The following is a 21658-nucleotide window of genomic DNA, read 5'->3' as shown; positions in this document are numbered from 1 at the left end:
CGTCCCGCCCGCCGGCAGCGGACGGTTCAGTCCCGGTCGGCGGCCGGGGTGGCCCGGTAGCGCAGCAGCGCCGGGAAGACCACCACCAGCGCGACGGCGAGCACCGCGGAGACCAGGCCCCCGCCCACCCAGGCCACGCCGGTGCCGAACCCGGCCGCCACCGCACCGGCGCGCAGGTCGCCCAGGCGCGGCCCGCCGGCGATGACCACCGTGTTGACGCCCTGGAGCCGGCCGCGCATCCGGTCCGGCGCGTAGACCAGCAGCATCGACTGCCGCAGCACCGCGCTGACCAGGTCGGACGCTCCGGCGAGGGCGAGCAGCAGCACCACCAGCCAGAGCTGGCGGGCCAGCCCGGCCGCGGCCACCGCGAGGCCCCAGCCGGCCACCGCCACCACCAGCACCAGCCCCTGCCGGCGGAGCCGGCCGATCCAGCCGGAGGTGAGCCCACCGACCATCGCGCCGAGCGAGATCGCCCCGTACAGCCAGCCGACCGCCGCGGCGCCGCCGAACCGCTCCTCGGCCACCTCGGGGAAGAGCGCCCGGGGCATGGCCAGGATCATCGCGATCAGGTCGATGGCGAACGAGAGCATCAGCACCGGCGTGGTGGCCAGGTAGCGGAGCCCGTCGACGATGCTGGCCAGCCCGGCCCTGCGCGGGCTGCCGTCGCCGTCCGGGTCCGGCTCGGGCGGCAGCGCCGGCATCCGTACGGTCGCCCAGACGGCGGCGGTGAACAGGACCGTGTCCAGGCCGTACGCGATCGGCAGCGCGACGTCGGTCCGCCAGCTCGCGAAGATCAGCCCGGCCAGCAGCGGCCCGGCCACCGACGCGGCGGTGTACGTGGTGAAGTTCAGCGTGCTCGCGGCCGGCACCAGCTCGGCCGGGACGAGCCGGGGAAGGCTCGCCGTGCGGGCCGCCCCGCTGACCGCGAAGCCGACCGACTGGAGCGCCACCAGGGCCAGCAGCAGCACCGGACTGCCCACCCGGAGCACCGCCTGCAGCAGCAGCGCCAGCATCGACGCCCAGAGCAGCGCCTGACTGGCCAGCAGCACGCCCCGCCGGTCCCGGGCGTCGGCGACCGCCCCGCCCCAGAGCCCGAAGACCAGCAGCGGCAGGAACGCGGCGATCCCGAGCAGGCCGACCCAGAACGAGTCCCGGGTCAGCGCGTACATCTCCACCGGCACGGCCACCGCCGTGAACTGGAAGCCGAGCATGGCGATGCCGCCGCCCAGCCAGATCCGCCGGAACTCGGGCACCGCCAGCGGGCGCAGGTCGATCGCCCAGCGGCGCGCCCCGCGCGACCGGGTCTCCTTGGTCGCGGTCACGGGGCCAACCGCTCCACGATCCAGTCGCCGCCGTCGGCCCGGCGGAACCGCAGCCGGTCGTGCAGCCGGCTCACCCGCCCCTGCCAGAACTCCACCGACTCGGGCCGGACCCGGAAGCCGCCCCAGTGCGGCGGCGCGGGGATCTGCGCCACGTCCGCGAAGCGCGCCACCACCGCCTCGTACGCCTCGTCCAGCGCCGCCCGGTCTCCGATCACCCGGGACTGGGCGCTGGCCCAGGCCCCGAGCTGCGACCCGCGCGGCCGGCTGGCGAAGTACGCCTCGGTCTCCGCCCGGTCGACCCGCTGCACCGGACCGGCGACGACCACCTGCCGCTGCATCGGGAACCAGGGGAAGACCAGGCTGGCGTGCGGGTTGGCGGTCACCTCGCCGCCCTTGCGGGAGGTGTAGTTGGTGTAGAAGACGAAGCCCTCCGGGTCGTAGCCCTTGAGCAGGACGGTGCGGCCGCTGGGGCGGCCGGCGGCGTCGGCGGTGCCGACGACCATCGCGTTCGGCTCGGGCAGCCCGGCGGCGACCGCGTCGGCGAACCAGCGGTCGAACTGGGTGTACCAGTCCGCGGCCAGATCGGCCTCCGAAAGGCCCAGGTCGGCGGCGTACTCATTACGCATGGCCGCCGGCGGCGGTGTGTCGCCCGTCACGTTCCTTCTCCCTCTCGCGGCGGCGCCCGCGTCCCCCGACGCTGGCCAGCCCCCACCGCACAGTCTCACCGACGACGTGACGAGATCCACCGGAGGGACTGTCACGTGCGGCACAGTCGCAGCGGGTCGCGCATTTGGTTACCGAGCAGGCAAGATGTCACGAAACCATCCCTGAGGGTCGCCTAAGGTCTGGGCCGGACTGAGCCCGCGAGGGCGCACCGAGCCGGAAGCCAGGAGACGACATGTCTGACTTCAAACCGGGCCTGGAGGGCGTCGTAGCCTTCGAGACCGAGATCGCCGAACCGGACCGCGAGGGTGGCGCGCTGCGCTACCGCGGCGTCGATATCGAGGATCTGATCGGTCAGGTCTCCTTCGGCAACGTCTGGGCGCTGCTGGTCGACGGGCGGTTCGGCCCGGGCCTGCCGCCGGCGGAGCCGTTCCCGGTGCCGGTGCACTCCGGCGACATCCGCGTCGACGTGCAGTCCGCGGTCGCCATGCTGGCCCCGTACTGGGGGCTGGACCAGCTGCTGGACATCTCCGACGAGCAGGCCCGCGAGGACCTCGCCCGGGTCTCGGTCACCGCGCTGTCCTTCGTCGCCCAGTCGGCTCGCGGCCTCGGCCTGCCCGCCGTGCCGCAGAAGGAGATCGACAAGGCCGAGACGATCGTCGAGCGCTTCATGAAGCGCTGGCGCGGCGAGCCGGACCCGCGGCACGTCAAGGCCGTCGACGCGTACTTCATCTCGGCCGCCGAGCACGGCCTGAACGCCTCCACCTTCACCACCCGGATCGTCGCCTCCACCGGCGCCGACGCCGCGGCCTGCATCTCCTCCGGCATCGGCGCGCTCTCCGGCCCGCTGCACGGCGGCGCCCCGAGCCGGGTGCTGAGCATGCTGGAGGCCGTCGAGCGCAGCGGCGACGCCGAGGGGTACGTCAAGGGCGTCCTCGACCGCGGCGAGCGGCTGATGGGCTTCGGCCACCGGGTCTACCGGGCCGAGGACCCGCGCGCCCGCGTGCTGCGCCGTACCGCCAAGGAACTGGGCGCGCCCCGCTTCGAGATCGCCGAGGCGCTGGAGAAGGCCGCGCTGGCCGAGCTCCAGGCCCGCCGCCCGGACCGGGTGCTCGCCACCAACGTCGAGTTCTGGTCGGCCGTGGTGCTGGACTTCGCCGAGGTGCCCGCGCACATGTTCACCTCGATGTTCACCTGCGCCCGGATGGGCGGCTGGAGCGCGCACATCCTGGAGCAGAAGAAGCTCCAGCGCCTGGTCCGGCCGTCCGCCCGCTACGTCGGGCCGGGCAGCCGCAAGCCCAGCGAGGTCGAGGGCTGGGACGCCATCCCGCACGGCGTCTGATCCGCGTACCCGTCGAAGGGGCCCCGTCCGCGCGGACGGGGCCCCTTCGCGTGCCCGGCTCCCGCGGCGGCCGGGTTGTGGCGCATCCCTCAGCGCACTAGGGCGGGACCAGCCGCCGGACCGCCCGGACGAAGTGCGAGGATGAAGGCTCGGCAGTGCCGCCGGACCGGGCTGGAGATCCCGGCCGCCCGTGCGCCCGCGCACGCGCCCGCCGCAGGTCCCCGCCCGGTGAAGGGCCCGCCCTCGCCCATGCGGAAGGATCTCGACAACCGTGGCTGACGCACCGACAATCCGGATTCCCGACGACATCAAGCCCGCCGACGGACGGTTCGGCTGCGGGCCGTCCAAGGTCCGTCCGGCGGCCGTCTCCGCACTCGCGGACGTGGCCACCAGCTACCTGGGCACCTCGCACCGGCAGAAGACCGTCCGCGACGAGGTGGCCCGGCTGCGCCGGGGGATCGCCGAGTTCTTCTCCCTCCCCGAGGGCTACGAGGTGATCATCGGCAACGGTGGCACCACCGCCTTCTGGGAGGTCGCCACCTTCGGCCTGGTCCGCGACCGCGCCCAGTTCGCCAGCTTCGGCGAGTTCGGCGCGAAGTTCGCCAAGTCGGTCGCCGACGCGCCGTTCCTCGGCGAGCCGACGGTCCGCAAGTCCGCGGCGGGCACCGCGCCGACGCTGGTCGCCGAGGCCGGCGTGGACGTCTACGCCACCCCGCACAACGAGACGTCCACCGGCGTCGCGGTGCCGATCAGCCGGGTGCCCGGCGCCGACCCCGGCTCGCTGCTGCTGGTCGACGCCACCTCGGGCGCGGGTGGCCTGGAGGTCAACGTCGGCGAGACCGATGTCTACTACTTCGCGCCGCAGAAGTGCTTCGGCTCCGACGGTGGCCTGTGGCTGGCCCTGATGTCGCCGGCCGCGCTGGAGCGGGCCACCGAGATCAAGGGATCCGGCCGCTACATCCCGGCCTTCCTCGACCTGGTCACCGCGATCGACAACTCGCGGCTGGAGCAGACGTACAACACGCCGGCGCTGGCCACCATCTTCCTGGCCGCCGAGCAGACCGACTGGATGAACTCGCAGGGCGGGCTGGCCTGGGCGGCCAAGCGCACCGCCGAGAGCGCGGGCATCGTGTACGGCTGGGCCGAGCGCTCCGCCGTGGCCACGCCGTACGTCGCCGACCCGGCGCTGCGCTCCAACGTGGTCGCCACGATCGACTTCGCCGACGGGGTGGACGCCTCGGCGATCGCCAAGGTGCTGCGCGCCAACGGCATCGTGGACACCGAGCCGTACCGGAAGCTGGGTCGCAACCAGCTCCGCGTCGCGCTCTTCCCGGCGGTCGAGCCGGCCGACGTGGAGGCGCTGACCGCCTGCATCGACTACGTGGTGGACCGGCTCCAGTAGACAGTCACGGTGGGTGGCCGACGGGGCTCCGTCGACCACCCACCGTGATCATCGTCGCAGCTCAGTCACGACATGCGGGTGTCGCATCCCCCACCTTCGGGTACGAGAGCGTACGGTGGTCCGAGGACGCCCGGGTGGCCGGCTCGTGGCGTGACGGCCAGCGAAGCGGGACGGAGGCAACGCCATGCGCCCAGTACGCTTCGTCGCCCTCTCCGAGGACGGCCAGGCTCTGGTGCTCGCCGACGAGGTCGGGCGCCTGCTCGCCCTCCCCATCGACGAACGCATCGCCACGGTGCTGCACGCCGAGCCCGGCGCGGCGCCGCTCGCGGTGGTGCCGACCGTCGCCGACCCGACGCCGTCGCTCTCCCCACGGGACATCCAGGCCCGGATCCGCTCCGGCGAGTCCGCCGAGGACGTCGCCCGCATCGCGGGTGTCCCGGTCGACCGGGTCTTGCGCTACGCCGGCCCGGTGCTCCAGGAGCGGGCCATGCTCGCCCAGCACGCCCGGCGCACCCGCCTCAAGGGCGCGGAGAAGCCCACCCCGCTGGCCGAGGTGGTCAACGGCCGGCTGGCCCAGCACGGGATAGACACCGAGAAGATCTCCTGGGACGCGTACCGGCGCGACGACGGCACCTGGCGGATCATCGCCACCTGGCCGTCGGGCAAGGCCACCGCGCAGGCGGTCTGGGACCTCGACAAGCTACGGCAGAACGTCACCCCGCACGACGACATGGCGCAGTACCTGTGCGCCGAGCGTCCGACGCCGATCCTCGGCCAGGAGCCGGCGCCGGAGCGGGGCGGGCACGCGCTGCCCGGCCCGTCGCGCGGCGAGCCGAGCCGGGGCGGGCACGGCCTGCCGGCGGCCAGCGAGCACAGCCGTTCCGGGCGGGACCCGATCCGGGCCGGGCGCGACGCCCTGCTCGCCTCCCTCGACCGGCCGCTCGGCGGCACCTCGGGTCGCGGGCTCGACCCGCGCTCTCCGGCCGCGCTGGCCGGCGCCGACGCACCCCGGCAGCGGGCTGTCGGCGGGGGCGCGGCGGCACTGCTCGGCGGCGGTCAGGGCTCGGCGTTCGACGACGACTCGGACGCGCCGAAGGAGGTCCCGGCCGTACCGTCGCTGGCGGTGCTCCGGCCCCGCCGCACGGGTGCGGCAGCGGCCGCCGGTGGCGAGTCCACCGACGCCTCCGGCAAGCCGCGCAAGCGGCTGCCGAGCTGGGACGACGTCCTCTTCGGCACCGGCCCGGCGGCCCGCGAGTCCTCCTGATCCAACGGGCACCCTGGCACGCGAGGCACTCTAAGTGCCCGCGTGCCAGGGTGGACCCATGGAGTACACGAATCTGGGACGCACCGGTCTGTCGGTGAGCCGGCTCTGCCTCGGCACGATGAACTTCGGGCCGCAGACCACCGAGCCGGACAGCTTCGCCATCATGGACCGGGCGCTGGAACACGGCATCAACTTCTTCGACACCGCCAACGTGTACGGCTGGCAGACCGGTGAGGGGATCACCGAGCAGATCATCGGCCGCTGGTTCGCCCAGGGCGGCGGCCGGCGCGACAAGGTGGTCCTCGCCACCAAGGTCTACGGCAAGATGGGCGACTGGCCCAACGAGCAGGGCCTGAGCGCCCGGCACATCATCCGGGCCTGCGAGGATTCGCTCCGCCGGCTCCAGACCGACGTGATCGACCTGTACCAGATGCACCACGTCTCCCGGAGCACGCCATGGGAGGAGATCTGGCAGGCGATGGAGACCCTGGTCGCCCAGGGCAAGGTGATCTACGTCGGATCGTCCAACTTCGCCGGTTGGCACATCGCCCAGGCGCAGGCGGCGGCGGGCCGGCGCAACTTCCTCGGTCTGGTCGCCGAGCAGTCCATCTACAACCTGCTCACCCGGCACGTCGAGCTGGAGGTGATCCCCGCCGCGCAGCACTACGGGCTGGGCGTCATCCCCTGGTCGCCGCTGCACGGCGGACTGCTCAGCGGCGTCCTGCGCAAGATCGCCGAGGGCGGCGCCGCGCGGGGTGCCAGCGGGCGCTCCGCCGACGCGCTGGCCGAGCACCGGACGACCATCGAGGCGTACGAGAAGCTCTGCGCGGACCTCGGGCACGACCCGGCCGACGTGGCGCTGGGCTGGCTGCTCTCCCGGCCCGGGGTGACCGCCCCGATCATCGGCCCGCGCACCGTGGACCAGCTCGACCGGAGCCTGGGCGCGTTGACCGTCGACATCGACGAGGCGACGGAGAAGCGCCTTGACGAGCTGTTCCCGCCGGTCGGCAACGGCGGCCCCGGCCCGGAGGCCTGGGCCTGGTGACCCGAGCCGGTTAGGCGCGAGCGCCGCACCGGGTGCGGTGGGGGCCTGCTCCGCACCGGTTGCGGCGTGTCGCGGTCATCCGGGGACCGGACACCGCGACACGCCGCATGTCGGGGGCCTGCCCGGGCTCCCGGGACCGGTCAGAGCGGCCAGGCGGCGAGCCGGTCGTACGTCGGCCGGGGGCCGGGGTGGCTGCGGACCAGCACCAGCTCGGTCGCCGGCCACTCCGGCCCCTCGTAGCCGCCGAGCGCGGCCCGGTCGGCCTCCACGTCGGTCGGGTCGATCCGGTCGCCGGGGCGGGCGATCGTGAGGTGCGGACGGAACGGCTTCTCGTCGTGCGGGAGGCGGTTGCGGCGCAGCCCCATCCGGATCAACCGGCCCAGCACGTGCAGCGCCTCGACATCGCCGAGCAGGTCCACCCAGAGCACGGTGAAGCGGCCCCGGCCGAACCGGCCGCCCCCGCCGAGCCGGAGCCGGGGTGCGCCGACGCGCCCCGCGCGGGACGTCTCGGCGGCGAGCCCGAGGGTGCTCTCCACGTCGACCAGGCGGTCCGCCTCCACATCGCCGAGGAAGGCGAGTGTGACGTGCAGGTTCGCCGGGTCGGCGAGGCGTACGTTGATGCCGGCGGCGGAGGCGGCGCCGATCCGCAGCCCGGCGAGCCGGTCGGTCAGGTGAGCGACCGCGGCGGGCGGCGGGTAGACCGCGACGAAGAGTCTCACGCCCGCCGGTGACGGGGTCGGCGGCCGGCGACGGCGGCCGGCAGCGCCAGCCCCGCCTGGGCGAGCAGTCCTTCGACCCGAACCCGCTCGATCTCCCGGTCCACGCCCTCCAGCTCGGTGAGGTGCTCGGTGATCGCCAGCGCCCGGCAGGCGGCCCGGAGCCGGTCGTCGTACGCGTCGATGACCGAGGCGTGCCAGACCACCGAGCGGCTCCGGGCGGCGAGCCGGTGCCCGCCGAGGCGGCGCAGGTCGGCGGCGATGCGTTCCAGGGGCTGCCGGTCGACCCGGTCGAGCTGGGTCAGGTCGATGTCGCGGGTGAGGGCGTCCGCCTCGATCGCCCGGTCCAGCCGGGCGATGGTGCGGCGCTCGCGTCGCCCGTCGCGCCACTCGGCCCAGCCGCAGGCTACCCGGTCGAAGATCTCGTCGAGGCAGAAGAGCAGGGCGAACGCCGCCGGCAGACATGCCACGGCGAGGATCGCCAGTACGAGCGTCAGTGCGCCACCGCCTGCCACATATCGACGCTAAGGCCCACGCCCGGCTCCCGCCACCGGATTGCCGGTATCCGGACGCGAAACCGGCCCGCCTTTCCCGCGCGTGGCGGGGGCGGGCCGGCGGCGCGTCGGTCAGCAGTCGGGCGACGAGACCACGTAGAAGCGGGGCATGGGCAGCACCCGGAAGCGCAGTCGGGCGCCGGACCGCCGCAGCTGCCAGGTGAGCGCGAGCAGGGCGGTGGCCAGCGAGATCAGGCCGCCCATCCAGATGCTCGCCCCGGCGCCGTAGATCTCGGCGACCCAGCCGATCAGCGGGGCGCCGACCGGGTTGGTGCCGAGGAAGACCAGCACCCAGAGCGCCATCACCCGGCCCCGGAAGGCGGCGTCGACGCCGAGCTGGACCCGCTGGTTGGCGGCCTGGGCGAAGAAGACCATGAAGAAGCCGGTGGGCAGCAGCAGCGCCACCACCAGCCAGTACGCCGGCGCCAGCCCGACCAGGGTGCCGAAGACGGCACAACCGACCGCCGCGCCCAGCACCACCCAGACGGAGGGGCGGCTGCGCCGCCCGGTGCCGGCCAGCGCCCCGACCAGGGCCCCGATCGCCAGCGCGGTGCTGAACAGGCCGAACGAGGCGGCGCCGGTACGGAACACGGTCTTGGCCAGCGCGGCCAGAGTGAGCTGGAAGTTGAACAGGGTCATCCCGACCACCGACATCACCGCCATCGGCAGCAGCAGGTCGGGACGGCGGAAGACGTACCGCAGCCCGTCGACGACCTTGGCCGAGTCCCGCTCGCCGACCGGCGGCAGGTCCTTGCGGTGCAGTTCGGCGGGGCGCATCCGTACCACGGTGGCCAGTGGGGCGATCGAGCTGACCGCGGTGAAGAGGAACACCGGGCCGACGTCGAAGGCGGCGATGGCCAGGCCGGCCACGGCCGGGCCCACGATCCGCGCCGAGTTGAACACCGCCGCGTTGAGCGAGAGCGCGTTGGGCAGCAGGGACATGCCGACCAGTTCGGAGACGAACGCCTGGCGGACGGGGGTCTCGACGGCGTTGGCGACGCCGAGCAGGGCGGCGAAGGCGAAGACGTGCCAGAGCTGCACCAGGTCGGTGAGGACCAGCACGCTCATCCCGAGCGCGAGCACCGTCCAGAAGGCGTTGGCGACGAAGAGCAGCAGTCGCTTGTCGTACCGGTCGGCGAGCCGGCCGGAGAGCAGGGTGAGCAGCAGCACCGGGGTGAACTGGAGCGCCGTCACCACGCCGAGCGCGGTTGCGGAGTCGTCGGAGAGCTCGAGGACGAGCCAGTCCTGGGCGATGAACATCATCCAGACGCCGATCAGCTTGATCAGCTGTCCGGATGCGAATAGCCGGTAGTTACGGACCTGTAGGGACTGGAACATCGTCGTCAGCTTCGCCTGCACTCTTGGTGCGCCTCCTCGGTGGTACGCCTCATCCACAACGGACGGTGCGGACCCCGAGGTGCGGGTGTGTCAGGCTCTTGCCAGCTGCTGGAGGATCTCGGCGGCGCGCCGCAGCGTGTCCCGTTCGTCCTCCGTGAGCGCGGCGAGCCGGCTGGCCAGCCACTCGTTGCGGGCCCGCTCGAACTGTTCGAGCACGGCCAGGCCCCCTTCGGTCGCCGCCAGGATGACCTGACGACCGTCGGTCGGGTGGGGGGTGCGCTGCACGAGGCCGCGCTCCTCCAACTTCGCGACGATCTTGGTCATCGTCGGTGGCTGCACCCGCTCGACGTCGGCCAGTTCCCGGGGCGTCAGCGCACCCGCCAGCTTGAGGCTGGTGAGCGCGGAGAGCTGGGTGACCGTCAGGTCGCCGACCGGGCGGGCCTGTCGGACCCGCCGGTTGAGTCGGGTGATCGCATCACGCAGCTGAGGGGCCAGCTGCGCCGGTGGCACGCGTTTCGCCGTCACCGTCCGCTCCGTCACAGTAGTTAGCATAACTAATGAGCCTGGCTAACGACATGCGATATGACCATGCTCACGAGGGGTGTGTGCTGCTCCGGGCCGGGTATCCGGTTTCGGCCCCGGCCCGGAGCGGCGGTCGAGCTACAGCACCACGGACTCGATCGGCCCGCGCAGGAAGTAGAGCACGAACAGCACGGCCACCCCGTAGAGCAGCGGGTGGATGTCCCGCGCCTTCCCCTTGGCCAGCTTCAGCACCACGTAGCTGATGATGCCGGCGCCGATGCCGTTGGAGATCGAGTAGGTGAACGGCATGAAGGTGATGGTGAGGAACGCCGGAATGGCGATCTCGTAGTCGGTCCAGTCGATGGTGCGCACCGCGGTCATCATCAGGAAACCGACCACCACCAGCGCCGTCGAGGCCGCCTCGAAGGGCACCACCACCGACAGCGGCGCCAGGAACATCGCCAGCAGGAACAGGGCGCCGGTGACCAGGTTGGCCACGCCGGTCCGGGCGCCCTCCCCCACACCGGCGGCGCTCTCGATGTACGACGTGTTGCTGGAGACGCTCGCCGCGCCACCGGCCGCCGCGGCGATCGAGTCGACCAGCAGGATCTCCTTGGCCCGCGGCGGGGTGCCCCGCTCGTCGAGCATGTCCCCCTCCTGGCCGATCGCCACCATCGTGCCCATGGTGTCGAAGAAGTCGGTGATCAACAGCGTGAAGACGAACATCAGCGGCACCAGCCAGCCGGCGCGGCTCCACGAGTCCAGCACGTTGAAGTTGCCCAGCAGCGACAGGTCCGGGACGTCCACGACCTGCTTGGGCAGCTCCGGCACGTTCAGCGACCAGCCCTTGGGGTTGGGCTTGCCGTCGACGAAGGACGGCCCGACGTTGGCGACCGCCTCCACGATGATCGCCAGCACGGTCGAGGCCAGGATGCCGATCAGGATCGCGCCGCGCACCCGGCGTACCACCAGCACCAGGGTCACCAGCAGGCCGACCACGAAGACCAGCATCGGCCAGCTCACGATCTTGCCGCTGATGCCCAGGCCCACCGGCACGGTGGTGTTGGCCACGTCCGGGATCCGCCGGACGAAGCCGGCATCGACCAGGCCGATGATGGTGAGGAAGAGACCGATGCCGACGCCGATGGCCGTCTTCAGCTGGGTGGGGACCGAGCGGAAGACCGCCGTACGCAGGCCGGTGAGGACCAACACGGCGATGATCACACCCTCGATCACCACCAGGCCCATCGCGTCCGCCCAGGTCATCTCCGGGGCGATCTCGTACGCGACCAGCGCGTTCACGCCCAGACCGGCGGCCAGCGCCATCGGGAATCGTCCGACGACGCCCATCAGCATCGTCATCAGGCCGGCGACCAGGGCGGTCGCGGCGGCCAGTGCGGGGATCGAGAGCTTCTTGCCGTCACCGTCGACGGCGCCGCCCAGGATCAGCGGGTTCAACACCACGATGTACGCCATCGTGAAGAAGGTCGCCAGACCACCCCGTACCTCGCGGCTCATCGTCGAACCACGGGCGGAGATCTCGAAGAACCGGTCGAAACCGGTGCGGGGCTGGGCGGGATCGGGTGGAGTGCCGTTGTCCGGCGGCGCAATGGCCATCAGGTCCCTCGCAGGTGATCTTCGGTTGTCGCGCGCATCGTCCCAGATCACGGCCCGGCAGGAAAAGTTGATCGCGTACGCTTTTCCCCGTGCCACAGGAGCAAGCGCCGCGGCCCGAGCCGCTCGACCCGCCGATGGTCCCGTTCGCGGTCGCCGGGCTGATCGCCTGGGCGGTCGTCGGCCTCGTCCTGCTGGTCTTCTTCCGGGGCTGGCTCACGGAGCACGGGCACCAGAACTGGCTCTGGACCTGCCTGGCCGGTTTCCTGTGGGGCTTTCCCGGTCTGGCCGTGATGATGCGGCACGACGCCAACCGGCGCCGCCGTCGCGAATCGTCCCCGCGGGACTGACCGTCAGGAGTGGCCGTACGGCTCCGCCGGCTCGCCCGTCTCCACCGAGCCCGGCGCGCGACTGACCGACATCGCCTCGACCGCGCTGTCGTCGTAGATCGTGGGCATCTCGTCGACCGGGGACTCTGCCGCCTCGACCAGCGCCTCGGAGTGCGCGCCACAGCCGTGGTCGGCGCTGACCACCCGGCCGTCGTCCGGGGCGTAGAAGTTGCCGCAGGCGCCGAACGCCTGCCGCATCGCCCCGGCCAGCGGCAGGTAGAAGCCGCAGGTGCCGCAGCGGGCGGCGGCGGGCGCCGCCACCGAGATCGGCGCGGACGGGCCGTGGTCGCCTTCGTACCAGCGCTCGGCGGTCTCGGAGCGCCCCTCGCGGGACAGCACCCGGGGCCGGCCGAGGCCGAGCTCCCAGGAGACCTCCTCGATCGCCGGGTCGTCGGAGAGCAGGTAGCCCGGGGCGAGCCGCTCGTCGTCCGGCGCGGTGGGCAGCAGGTCGCCCGGGCCAAGGTCGCCCGGCTTGAGCCGCTCCTGCCAGGGCAGCCAGCCCGGGGCGAGTAGGGCGTCGGAGCCGGGCAGCAGCACGGTCTCGCAGATCGTGACGTGCTTGCTGCGCGGCACCCGGGTCACGGTGACCGCCCACCGCCAGCCGCGGTAGCCGGCGAGCCGGCACTCGAAGTAGTGCGTGACGACCCGGTCGCCCTCGGCGACGGCGCGCAGGTGATCACCGACGTCGGAGGGCTCCACCTCGGTGATGGCGTCGCGCGCCACGTCGACGGCGGCGGCGCAGACCTGGTCGAGGCGGGCGGCGCGGGTGGAGGCGGGCCTGGTCACCCGTCCATTGTTCCCCATGCGCGTCGCCGCCTGACAGGGACTCCCCGATGACGTCTTCCCCGGGTGGCGCGACGGGCGTGGATCAGATGGGCGAGGATGGTGCACATGCCGCTCTCCTCCCGCTCCGGGCGGTCCGTCCTCGGCCGGACCGCCGGCACGGGCATCCGCGCCGCACGTCTGCTGTTCCGCGGATCACTGCGCGGAGGACGCTGGATGACCCGGCGGGCGGGGTCGGCGCGGGCCCGGGGAGCCGGCGGTGAGGTCGGCATGGTCCGCCTCTTCGACCTGCACGCGGTCTCCTGCGCCGGTGACACGCTCATCGCGATCGGCCTGGCCGGGACGATCTTCTTCGACGTCCCGCTCGGCGAGGCGCGCAGCAAGGTCGCGCTCTACCTGCTGGTCACGATGGTGCCGTTCGCCATGCTGGCGCCGGTGGTCGGCCCGTTGCTCGACCACTTCCGGCACGGCCGCCGGTACGCCCTGGCCACCACCATGCTCGGCCGGGCGTTCCTGGCCTGGTTGATCTCGGACTACATCGGCGGCCTCGGGCTGTACCCGGCCGCGTTCGGCGTGCTCGCGCTCTCCCGGGCGTACGGGGTGGCCCGCTCGGCGGCCGTGCCCCGGTTGCTGCCCGAGGGGCTCGGCCTCTCCCAGGTGGGGGCGCGGGCCAGCGTCTACGGCACGGTGGCCGGCGCGCTGGTGGCGCCGATCGGGCTGGCCGCGTTCTGGTTCGGGCCGCAGTGGCCGCTGCGGGTGGCCTCGGTGATCTTCCTGGTCGGCATGGTGATCGCGCTGCGGCTGCCACCGAAGGCGGACTCCGAGCCGCCGGAGCGGGTACCCCGCCCGTGGCGCGGGCTGAACCCCGACCGGGACCGGCCCCTGGGCCGGGGTCGCCCGGCCGGCCGCCTGGTGATCGCCACCCTGATCGGCGCGGCGGCGCCGCGCGCGCTCTACGGCTTCCTGCTGCTCTTCCTCGCGTTCGCGCTCAAGAAGGGCGACCTGAACACCGACTTCTTCGGGCGCGAACTCAGCGACCAGGCGGCGCTGGGCCTGGTCGGCGGGGCGTTGGTCGTGGGCGGCTTCCTGGCCACCGCGCTCGGCACCCGGCTGCGCATCCACCGGCCCGCCGCGATCCAGTCGAGCAGCATGGTCATCGTGGCCGGGGTGGCCGTCCTGGCCACGCTGAAGTTCTCCCTGCCGATGGTGGCGGTGCTCTGCCTGGTCGCCGCGCTGACCAGCGGAATCGCCAAACTGGCCGTGGACGCCTCGATCCAGGAGCGGATCCCGGAGCGGCTGCGGGCCAGCTCCTTCGCCCACTCGGAGACCGCGCTGATGCTGGCCTTCGTGGCCGGCGGCGGCCTCGGCCTGGTCCCCTTCGAGGGGCGGGTGGGCATCGCGGTCGCCGCCGGGGTGGGAGTGCTCGCCGCCGTCCGGGGCATCGTGGTCGCCGGTCGACTGCGCGACGAACGGCTGATCGGTCGCCCGCTCACCGACGAGGAACTCGCGGACCACGACGTGCCGGAAAACGCGGCAGGCAGCACGCCGGGCTCAGACCGGCCGGACAGCCCGGACCGCGGCCGGCCCGGGCCGACCCACGAGCCCCACTATGCCGGTCGCGACCGGCCCGAGCCGACCCATGAGCCGCGCACTGCCGGTCGGGACCGGCCCGGGCCGAGCCACGAGCCGTACTCCGCCGGTCCGCACGATCACGACGCGGCGGCGGACGCCGCCACGGCGGCCGCCGCCCAGGCCGCGCCGACCTCACCGGCGCCGACCGGCCACCGCTCCCCCGACACCGCCGGCGACGACGCCGGACTGGCACCGCCCGGGTACCACATCTACCGGCCGTCCTCGGCCGTGGCGCGTCCCGGCGGGGCGGACGACGACCAGCGGCGCCAGTCGCCGGGGTCGGTGTCGTGACGGGTCTGCTGGTGCTGACCGCCGTGCCGGCCGAGGCGGAGGCGGTCCGGGCCGGCCTCACCGACCCGACGGTGACCGTACGGCCGGTCGGGGTGGGGCCGGCGATGGCCGGTGCCGCCACCGCGCGGCTGCTGACGCTGGCCGAGGCGGCGGGTCGCCCGTACCGGGCGGTGGTGAGCGCCGGGATCGGCGGCGGCTTCGCCGGCCGGGTGGCGGTCGGCGCGACGGTCCTCGGCACCCGCAGCGTGGCGGCGGACCTGGGCGCGGAGTCGCCCGAGGGGTTCATCCCGGTCGACGAGCTGGGCATGCCGCCGGAGCTGCTGGGTGGCGGTCCGACCGTCTACGCCGACCCCGAGCTGCTGGCCGCCCTGTGCGCGGCGCTCCCCGAGGCGGTCGTCGGCGCGGTGCTGACCGTGAGCACGGTGACCGGCACGGCCGCGAGCACCCGAGCCCTCGCCGACCGTCACCCGGACGCCGTGGCCGAGGCCATGGAGGGGTACGGCGTGGCGGTGGCCGCCGCGCACGCCGGCCTGCCCTTCGCCGAGCTGCGCACCGTCTCCAACCCGATCGGCCCCCGGGACCGGGGGTCGTGGCGGATGCGGGAGGCGTTCACCGCCCTCACGGCGGCCGCCCGGGCCCTGAGCTGACCGGCAGGTCGAGACACATCGCCAGGGGCCGGTGCGATGCGATTCGGAAGCCGCACGCTGCCAGGAAGTTGACGCCCGGGCCCTCGGCGACCCCGGACACCACGCCTATCCGCACCTCCGCCATCCGCCGGAGCAACGCGTCCAGCAACCCACGCCCGATGCCGAGCCGCCGGTGCTCGCCGGCGACCAGCACTCCGTCGAGCACCAGGTCGCGTGGCCACACCGACTCGTCGCCCCCGTATGCCAGGTGCACTGTGCGCTCGTGGGCCCGCAACTCGCCGACGAGCTCCCCGTCGGGCAGCTCGGCGACGAACCGCCAGCACGTCGCCGACCGGCCGGGCTCGACGACCTGGCGTACCGAGAACTTGCGGCGCACTAGTTCCGCCCTGCGTCGCCGGTCCCGGTAGCCGCGGTCCCGCTCGTACGTCGCCTCGGGCAGCGGCAGGGGCCACCGCTCGGGCGGCAGGTTGTACCAGTCCGCCCACCACGCACCCGGCCAGTCCTTCGGCTCGTGCACCGGCCAGGCGTCCAGGTGTGCCGGGTAGCGCCGACCGACCGCGTCCCGCAGCTCGTCGTGCGGTACGGCCGGCAGCCCACCCGTCGCCTGCTCGCGACCCTCCTCGGCCACGCCGTGGCCGCCAGGCCCAGCCTCGATGCCGCCCCCGACCTCGACCCCGTCGCCGGCGGTCGGCACAGACATCACGATCCGGCCCCGCACCGCTGCCACCAGGGCCTCGATCGTGCGGAAGCGCGGATCGACCGCCCGCCCCGACTCGATGCGCGCGATCGTCGCCTGCGGTACCCCGGACTTCTCGGCCAGCTCCCGCTGACTCAGATCGGCGCGGCGGCGCATCGCGCGGATCGTGCGGCCCAGGTCGATCCGGGGCGATGTCTGCGTCACGAACTCATGCTGCGGCCACGCGCCGCGCTCTTTCAACAGGCCGCGCCAACCTGTGGACAACGCTGTGGAAAACCCGCCGGGCTGGGGACAACGGTGGGGTGATGCGACGCTTTGGAGCTGATGTCGCGAACGATTCACGCCCGGCCCGACACGCTGGGTAGGCGGTATGACGCCCGGTGGGGGCGCGCAGCGCAGCACCGGGTAACCGCCCGGCTGTTGCGACGGCCATCCTGCCGAGGGTGAGGCACGGACGGCGAGGTGCCCGATGACACCCACCAGCGACACCTCACCCGGCTGAATCGTTCACGACATCAGCTCGAAAGCGAGTCGCGTAGGCGTTGCCACGCGTCCTGGGACGGCCTGACCAGTGAGCGCTGGGCGGCGCCGGCGCACGGGCGGCGCGGGCGGCGCGGCCGATGGGCGGCGCGGGCGGCGCGACGGGGCGGGCGTGCAGCGCGGGGGCGCGGGCAGCGCGGGGGCGCGGGCAGCGCGGGGGCGCGGGCAGCGCGGGGGCGCGGGCGGCGCGAGGGCGGCGGGCGGGGTCACAGTGGGGTGGACGGGGGTGGAGCGCGGGGGCGCGGGGGCAGGCGGCGCGAGGGCAGGCGGCGCGAGGGCAGGCGGCGCGAGGGCAGGCGGCGCGAGGGCAGGCGGCGCGAGGGCAGGCGGCGCGAGGGCAGGCGGCGCGAGGGCAGGCGGCGCGAGGGCAGGCGGCGCGAGGGCAGGCGGCGCGAGGGCAGGCGGGTGGGGTCACAGTGCGGTGGGCGGGGTGGAGTGGGGGCGCGGGGGCGGGGCTACCGTGGGAGCGTGGCGCTCTCCCTGGCGATCTCGCCCTGCCCCAACGACACGTTCGTCTTCCACGCGCTGGTGCATGGCCGGGTGCCCGGCGCGCCGCCGGTCGAGGTGACCTACGCGGACGTGGACGTCACCAACACGGCCGCCGAGCGTGGCGCGTTCGACCTGGTGAAGGTGAGCTTTGCGGCGCTGCCCTGGCTGCTGGACGACTACCACCTGCTGCCCTGCGGCGGGGCGCTCGGCCGCGGCTGCGGCCCGCTGGTGCTCACCCGCGGCGGGGGCGGCGACGGTGCGGGCCGGCCGGACCGGACCGACCTGAGCGGGGCCACGGTGGCGGTGCCCGGCGACCGGACCACCGCGTACCTGCTCTTCCGGCTCTGGTCGGCCGAGCGGCCGCCGGCGCGGATCGAGGTGGTGCCGTTCCACGAGATCATGCCGGCGGTGGCCGCCGGGAAGTACGACGCGGGGCTGGTCATCCACGAGGCGCGGTTCACCTATCACCGGCACGGGCTGACCGCGCTGGTGGACCTGGGCGAGTGGTGGGAGGGCCACACCGGCCTGCCGATCCCGCTCGGCGCGATCCTGGCCCGCAGGGGCGCCGTCGACCCGGTGGCGGCGGCCGGCTGGATCCGGGAGTCCGTCCGCCAGGCCTGGGCCGATCCGGCCGCCAGCCGGGACTACGTGCTCTCGCACGCGCAGGAGATGGAGCCCGACGTGGTGGACCGGCACATCGGCCTCTACGTCAACGAGTTCACCGCGGACCTGGGGGACGCGGGCTTCGCCGCCGTGGAGGCGCTGCTGGGCCGGGCCGTCGATGCCGGGCTCGTACCTCGGATCTCCCGCCCTCAGACCTCCAGCTCGCGCGCCACCGCGTGGACCAGCTGAGCGACCTTCTGCGCGGTCTTCTTGTCCGGGAACCGACCCCGGCGCAGGTCCGGCTGGACCTTCGCCTCCAGCACCTTGATCATGTCTTCGACCAGGCCGTGCAGCTCCTCGGCCGGACGCCGGCGCAGCTCCGCCATCGACGGCGGCACGTCCAGCAGCTTGACCCCCATCGCCTGGGCGCCCCGGCGGCTGTCCACCACGCTGAAGTCGACCCGCTGCCCACCCTTCAGGTCGGTGACACCCGCGGGTAGCGCGCCCTTGGGCAGGAACACGTCGCCACCCTCGTCACTGGTGACGAACCCGTATCCCTTGGCCGCGTCATACCACTTCACTCGACCCGTCGGCACCTGAGAACCCCTGCTTCGCTTGAGACGTCTACTGCTGCTCCAAGGCTAGCCCGATGATCCGGTCCAGCGCCGCCGGGAATCCGGTGAGATCGTCCAGCACCTGGTACGCCCCGGCGGCCCGCAGCTCGTCGATGCTGCACGGCCCGGTGGCCACCCCGACGCCGGGCACCCCGGCCGCGTCCGCGGCCACCATGTCCGCCACATGGTCGCCGACGTAGAGGCTCGCGCCGTGGGCGCGCAGCGCGGTCGCCTTCTCCTCGGCGAAGAGATCCCCGGCCAGCTCGTCGACGGTCAGCCCGAGGTGGTCCAGGTGCAGCCGGGCCAGTCGGCCGATCTTGGAGGTCACCACCATCACCCGGCCGCCGCGCGCGTGCACCGCCTCGATCGCCTCCCGCGCGCCCGGCAACGGGACGGTCGGGGTGATCGCGTACGCCGGGTAGAGCTCGCGGTAGATCGTCACCGCTTCCTCCACCTGCTCGGGCGGGAACCAGTGCGCGATCTCGGTGCGCAACGGCGGTCCGAGCCGGGAGACCGCGAGGTCGGCGTCGACGGGTACGCCGGTCTGTACGGTCAACGCCCGGTAGCAGGCGGCGATGCCGGGGCGGGAGTCAACCAGGGTCATGTCGAGGTCGAAACCGACCATCAGTGGAAGCACCCGGAGAACGTACCCGCCCAACCCGGACCGAGCCGGACGTCCGAGGGGCGGGACGGCCCCGCAGCGGGCTAGCGTGGAACGACGATGACCACCTCACTCGCCGACCACCTGCGCGCCCTGCCGGACGAGTCGCTGGCCGCCCTGCTCCAGCTGCGGCCCGACCTCGTGGTGCCGGTGCCCGCCGACGTCTCCGCCCTCGCCATCCGGGCCGAGTCGCGGGTCTCCGTGGCCCGCGCGCTGGACGGGCTGGACCAGTTCACCCTCCAGATCCTCGACGCCGCCCGACTCACCCGGCATCCCGAGGAGGGCACCACCTCCACCGACGCCGTCCTCGCGATGGCCACCGCCGGGCCGCACCCGCCCGCCCCGACCACCGTCCGGGGTGCGGTGGACCGGCTGCGCGCGCGCTTCCTGCTGTACGGCCCGGAGCACGCCCTGCGCGTCGCAGGCAGCGTCGACGAGGTCTCCCCGTACCCGGCGGGGCTGGGGCGACCGGCGGCGGAGCTGGACCTGCGGACGGCGGCGCTCTGCGCGGACCCGGCGAAGCTGCGGCGGACGCTGCTGGCCGCTCCGCCCTCGGCCCGGGCGATCCTGGACCGGCTGGCCGCCGGGCCGCCGGTGGGCAGCGTGCCGCCGGGCGCGCTCCAGGCGCCCCCGGTCGGCGCGGAGGACGATCTGCCGCCGGACGCCACCAACGGCGGCGCGCCGACCGGCTCGCCCATCCGTTGGCTGGTCGACGCGCGGCTGCTCGTGCCGGTCTCCGCCGGCACCGTGGAGCTGCCCCGTGAGGTGGGGCTGCTGCTGCGCCGGGACAGCGGCCCGCTGGGCCCGCTGCGCACCAGCCCGCCGTCGGTCACCGCGCCGCCGCGCGAGCCGAAGGCCGTCGACTCCGCCGGGGCCGGGCAGACCATGGAGCTGGTACGCCACACCGAGGCGCTGCTGGAGAGCCTGGCCGCCGAGCCGGCCCCGGTGCTGCGCTCGGGGGGTGTCGGCGTCCGCGACCTGCGCCGGCTGGCCCGCGGCGTCGGGCTGGACGAGCCGGCCACCGCGTTGGTCTTCGAGGTGGCGTACGCGGCCGGGCTGGTCGGCGAGCTGGACCTGCCCGGGACCACCACCGGCCGCTACGGCGCCGACCAGCAGGTGCTGCCCACCGGCGGGTACGAGGTGTGGCGGGCGATGTCGCTGGCCCACCGCTGGGAGCAGCTCGCCCGGGCCTGGCTGACGATGACCCGGCAGGTCGGGCTGGTCGGCCAACGCGACGACCGGGACCGGCCGATCAGCGTGCTCTCCGCCGAGGCGGAACGGGCCGGCGCGCCGGCCGCCCGGCGGGCGGTGCTCGGGGTGCTGGCCGACCTGGAGCCGGCCACCGCACCCACCCCGGACGAGGTGCTGGAGCTGCTGGACTGGCGGGCCCCCCGACGCAGCCGGGGCCGGGAGGCCGCGCACCGGGAGGTGCTGGCCGAGGCGGCCCAGCTGGGCGTCACCGGGCTCGGCGCGCTCACCTCGTACGGGCGGCTGCTGCTGGCCGACGTCACCGAGGCGGACGAGCGCGGCGCCGACGACCCGCTCGGCCTGCGCTCGGACGCCGAGAGCGGCGACCCGTCGAGCGCCGTGCGGGCGCTGGACGCGCTGCTGCCCGCCCCGGTCGACCACTTCCTGGTGCAGGCCGACCTGAGCGTGGTGGTGCCCGGCCCGCCCGACCCGGCGCTCGCCGCCGAGCTGGACGTGGTGGCCGAGCACGAGTCGGCCGGCGGGGCCAGCGTGCATCGGGTCACCACGGCGAGCGTGCGCCGTGCCCTGGACGCCGGGTACACCGCCGACGACCTGCACGCCCTGTTCCACCGCCGGTCACGCACCCCGATCCCGCAGGGGCTGACGTACCTGATCGACGACGTGGCGCGCAAGCACGGCGGGCTGCGCCTCGGCTCCGCCGGCGGGTACGTGCGCAGCGACGACGAGGCGCTGCTCGCCGAGGTGCTGGCCGACCGACGGCTGGAGTCGATGGCGTTCCGCCGGCTGGCGCCGACGGTGCTGGTCACCCCGTACCAGGTGGGGCGGATGCTGCTCGCGCTGCGCGACGCCGGGTACGCGCCGGTGCCGGAGGACACCAGCGGCGCGACGGTGCTGTCCCGGCCGAAGACCCGGCGGGCTCCCGCCCGGGCGTCGGTGAGCACCCGCGCACTGGATCCGCTGGCCGCGCCGAAGCTGGCCATGCCCCGGCTGCTCGGCGTGGTGGAGCAGATCCGGCGGGGCGACGCCGCGGCGCGGGCGGCCCGGCGGGCCCCGGCGGTGGTGCGCGGCAGCGCGGCCCGGGTGGCCGCCGGCCCGATGCCGGCGCACAGCCACAGCGAGGCCCTGGCCGTGCTGCAACAGGCGGTACGGGACAAGGCGCTGGTCTGGGTGGGCTACGTCGACGCGCACGGGGCGACCGCGTCCCGGCTGCTCCGACCGGTCTCGATCGGTGCCGGTTACCTGCGCGCCGAGGACGACCGGACGGAGATGCTGCACACCTTCGCGCTGCACCGGATCACCGCGGCGGTACGGGAGGACTGAG

Annotated in this window: 20 protein-coding genes; 9 read left to right on the top strand and 11 right to left on the bottom strand. The window is 74.2% G+C overall.

Going from position 1 to position 21658, the window contains the following annotated elements; all coding sequences use genetic code 11:
• Nucleotides 1–26: 26 nt before the first annotated feature.
• Nucleotides 27–1322, bottom strand: a complete 1296-nt coding sequence (locus ACTMS9_RS02735) for an MFS transporter (protein WP_441164038.1) — start codon at nt 1320–1322, stop codon at nt 27–29.
• Entirely contained in the window at nt 1319–1948 is a 630-nt protein-coding gene (gene pdxH / locus ACTMS9_RS02730; protein WP_441164424.1) for a pyridoxamine 5'-phosphate oxidase, read from the bottom strand. The genes ACTMS9_RS02735 and pdxH overlap by 4 nt, the downstream gene beginning before the upstream one ends.
• 272 nt (nt 1949–2220) lie before the next feature.
• Between pdxH and ACTMS9_RS02725 the strand changes: the two genes are divergently transcribed.
• The 4 genes from ACTMS9_RS02725 to ACTMS9_RS02710 all read left to right on the top strand — a co-directional run bounded on the left by ACTMS9_RS02725 (nt 2221) and on the right by ACTMS9_RS02710 (nt 7038).
• On the top strand, nt 2221–3327 hold the full coding sequence (locus tag ACTMS9_RS02725; protein ID WP_280839119.1) for a citrate synthase 2: 1107 nt from the start codon (nt 2221–2223) through the stop codon (nt 3325–3327).
• Nucleotides 3328–3598: 271 nt separating this feature from the next.
• Complete coding sequence (gene serC / locus ACTMS9_RS02720) at nt 3599–4729, top strand: phosphoserine transaminase (protein WP_441164037.1); 1131 nt, start codon at nt 3599–3601, stop codon at nt 4727–4729.
• 184 nt (nt 4730–4913) lie between these two features.
• On the top strand, nt 4914–5993 hold the full coding sequence (sepH, locus tag ACTMS9_RS02715; protein WP_441164036.1) for a septation protein SepH: 1080 nt from the start codon (nt 4914–4916) through the stop codon (nt 5991–5993).
• A gap of 58 nt (nt 5994–6051) precedes the next feature.
• Nucleotides 6052–7038 carry an aldo/keto reductase gene (locus tag ACTMS9_RS02710; RefSeq protein ID WP_441164035.1) on the top strand — a complete coding sequence of 329 codons (987 nt, stop codon included), beginning with the start codon at nt 6052–6054 and terminating at the stop codon, nt 7036–7038.
• A gap of 140 nt (nt 7039–7178) precedes the next feature.
• On the opposite strand, the gene thpR is transcribed toward ACTMS9_RS02710, so the two are convergent.
• The 5 genes from thpR to ACTMS9_RS02685 form a co-directional block, all read right to left on the bottom strand.
• Nucleotides 7179–7757: an RNA 2',3'-cyclic phosphodiesterase gene (thpR, locus tag ACTMS9_RS02705; RefSeq protein WP_441148995.1), complete on the bottom strand. Its 579-nt coding sequence runs from the start codon at nt 7755–7757 to the stop codon at nt 7179–7181.
• Nucleotides 7754–8269 carry a hypothetical protein gene (locus tag ACTMS9_RS02700; protein WP_441164034.1) on the bottom strand — a complete coding sequence of 172 codons (516 nt, stop codon included), beginning with the start codon at nt 8267–8269 and terminating at the stop codon, nt 7754–7756. Before ACTMS9_RS02700 ends, thpR begins: the two co-directional genes overlap by 4 nt.
• Nucleotides 8270–8380: 111 nt before the next feature.
• Nucleotides 8381–9667 carry an MFS transporter gene (locus ACTMS9_RS02695; protein WP_441148994.1) on the bottom strand — a complete coding sequence of 429 codons (1287 nt, stop codon included), beginning with the start codon at nt 9665–9667 and terminating at the stop codon, nt 8381–8383.
• A 69-nt stretch (nt 9668–9736) separates the two neighbouring features.
• Nucleotides 9737–10186, bottom strand: coding sequence for a MarR family winged helix-turn-helix transcriptional regulator (locus ACTMS9_RS02690; protein WP_172894517.1), 450 nt, complete (start codon nt 10184–10186; stop codon nt 9737–9739).
• A 120-nt stretch (nt 10187–10306) separates the two neighbouring features.
• The gene (locus ACTMS9_RS02685; RefSeq protein ID WP_441164033.1) at nt 10307–11785 is read right to left on the bottom strand and encodes an NCS2 family permease; all 1479 of its coding nucleotides are present in this window, start codon (nt 11783–11785) and stop codon (nt 10307–10309) included.
• A gap of 134 nt (nt 11786–11919) precedes the next feature.
• Between ACTMS9_RS02685 and ACTMS9_RS02680 the strand changes: the two genes are divergently transcribed.
• Complete coding sequence (locus ACTMS9_RS02680) at nt 11920–12132, top strand: DUF2530 domain-containing protein (RefSeq protein ID WP_218896793.1); 213 nt, start codon at nt 11920–11922, stop codon at nt 12130–12132.
• A 3-nt stretch (nt 12133–12135) separates the two neighbouring features.
• Here the strand turns inward: ACTMS9_RS02680 and ACTMS9_RS02675 are convergent, their stop codons facing one another.
• The gene (locus ACTMS9_RS02675; RefSeq protein ID WP_441164032.1) at nt 12136–12975 is read right to left on the bottom strand and encodes a DUF3027 domain-containing protein; all 840 of its coding nucleotides are present in this window, start codon (nt 12973–12975) and stop codon (nt 12136–12138) included.
• Nucleotides 12976–13062: 87 nt separating this feature from the next.
• Here ACTMS9_RS02675 and ACTMS9_RS02670 point away from each other — a divergent pair, with 87 nt between their 5' ends.
• The gene (locus ACTMS9_RS02670; protein WP_441164031.1) at nt 13063–14877 is read left to right on the top strand and encodes an MFS transporter; all 1815 of its coding nucleotides are present in this window, start codon (nt 13063–13065) and stop codon (nt 14875–14877) included.
• Nucleotides 14874–15524 (top strand): futalosine hydrolase, encoded by a 651-nt coding sequence (locus tag ACTMS9_RS02665; RefSeq protein ID WP_441164030.1) that lies wholly within the window; start codon nt 14874–14876, stop codon nt 15522–15524. Before ACTMS9_RS02670 ends, ACTMS9_RS02665 begins: the two co-directional genes overlap by 4 nt.
• Here the strand turns inward: ACTMS9_RS02665 and ACTMS9_RS02660 are convergent.
• Nucleotides 15496–16425 carry a GNAT family N-acetyltransferase gene (locus tag ACTMS9_RS02660; RefSeq protein ID WP_441164029.1) on the bottom strand — a complete coding sequence of 310 codons (930 nt, stop codon included), beginning with the start codon at nt 16423–16425 and terminating at the stop codon, nt 15496–15498. The genes ACTMS9_RS02665 and ACTMS9_RS02660 overlap by 29 nt on opposite strands.
• 804 nt (nt 16426–17229) lie before the next feature.
• Between ACTMS9_RS02660 and ACTMS9_RS02655 the strand changes: the two genes are divergently transcribed.
• Nucleotides 17230–18102: a 1,4-dihydroxy-6-naphthoate synthase gene (locus ACTMS9_RS02655; protein ID WP_441164028.1), complete on the top strand. Its 873-nt coding sequence runs from the start codon at nt 17230–17232 to the stop codon at nt 18100–18102.
• On the opposite strand, the gene ACTMS9_RS02650 is transcribed toward ACTMS9_RS02655, so the two are convergent.
• Together ACTMS9_RS02650 and ACTMS9_RS02645 are read right to left on the bottom strand one after the other, a co-directional pair.
• Complete coding sequence (locus tag ACTMS9_RS02650; protein ID WP_210776414.1) at nt 18063–18449, bottom strand: cold-shock protein; 387 nt, start codon at nt 18447–18449, stop codon at nt 18063–18065. The genes ACTMS9_RS02655 and ACTMS9_RS02650 overlap by 40 nt on opposite strands.
• A 28-nt stretch (nt 18450–18477) precedes the next feature.
• Nucleotides 18478–19104, bottom strand: a complete 627-nt coding sequence (locus ACTMS9_RS02645) for an HAD family hydrolase (protein ID WP_441149583.1) — start codon at nt 19102–19104, stop codon at nt 18478–18480.
• A gap of 84 nt (nt 19105–19188) precedes the next feature.
• On the opposite strand from ACTMS9_RS02645, the gene ACTMS9_RS02640 reads away from it, so the two are divergent.
• Nucleotides 19189–21657, top strand: a complete 2469-nt coding sequence (locus ACTMS9_RS02640; protein ID WP_441164027.1) for a helicase-associated domain-containing protein — start codon at nt 19189–19191, stop codon at nt 21655–21657.
• The last annotated feature ends 1 nt before the right edge of the window (nt 21658 follow it).

Origin of the sequence: Micromonospora sp. L31 (assembly GCF_052068075.1) — a bacterium.
GTDB classification, from domain to species: Bacteria; Actinomycetota; Actinomycetes; order Mycobacteriales; family Micromonosporaceae; genus Micromonospora; species Micromonospora purpureochromogenes.
The sequence above is the reverse complement of the archived record's forward strand: the minus strand, read 5'-3'. Positions and strand labels throughout refer to the sequence as shown.

Excerpts from the sequence above, each read along its gene's own strand:
- ACTMS9_RS02685 (WP_441164033.1), bottom strand. The coding sequence starts at position 11,785 with ATGGCCATTGCGCCGCCGGACAACGGCACTCCACCCGATCCCGCCCAG.
- ACTMS9_RS02725 (WP_280839119.1), top strand. The coding sequence starts at position 2,221 with ATGTCTGACTTCAAACCGGGCCTGGAGGGCGTCGTAGCCTTCGAGACC.
- ACTMS9_RS02710 (WP_441164035.1), top strand. The coding sequence starts at position 6,052 with ATGGAGTACACGAATCTGGGACGCACCGGTCTGTCGGTGAGCCGGCTC.
- ACTMS9_RS02670 (WP_441164031.1), top strand. The coding sequence starts at position 13,063 with ATGCCGCTCTCCTCCCGCTCCGGGCGGTCCGTCCTCGGCCGGACCGCC.
- ACTMS9_RS02640 (WP_441164027.1), top strand. The coding sequence starts at position 19,189 with ATGACCACCTCACTCGCCGACCACCTGCGCGCCCTGCCGGACGAGTCG.
- ACTMS9_RS02675 (WP_441164032.1), bottom strand. The coding sequence starts at position 12,975 with ATGGGGAACAATGGACGGGTGACCAGGCCCGCCTCCACCCGCGCCGCC.
- ACTMS9_RS02680 (WP_218896793.1), top strand. The coding sequence starts at position 11,920 with ATGGTCCCGTTCGCGGTCGCCGGGCTGATCGCCTGGGCGGTCGTCGGC.
- sepH (WP_441164036.1), top strand. The coding sequence starts at position 4,914 with ATGCGCCCAGTACGCTTCGTCGCCCTCTCCGAGGACGGCCAGGCTCTG.
- pdxH (WP_441164424.1), bottom strand. The coding sequence starts at position 1,948 with ATGCGTAATGAGTACGCCGCCGACCTGGGCCTTTCGGAGGCCGATCTG.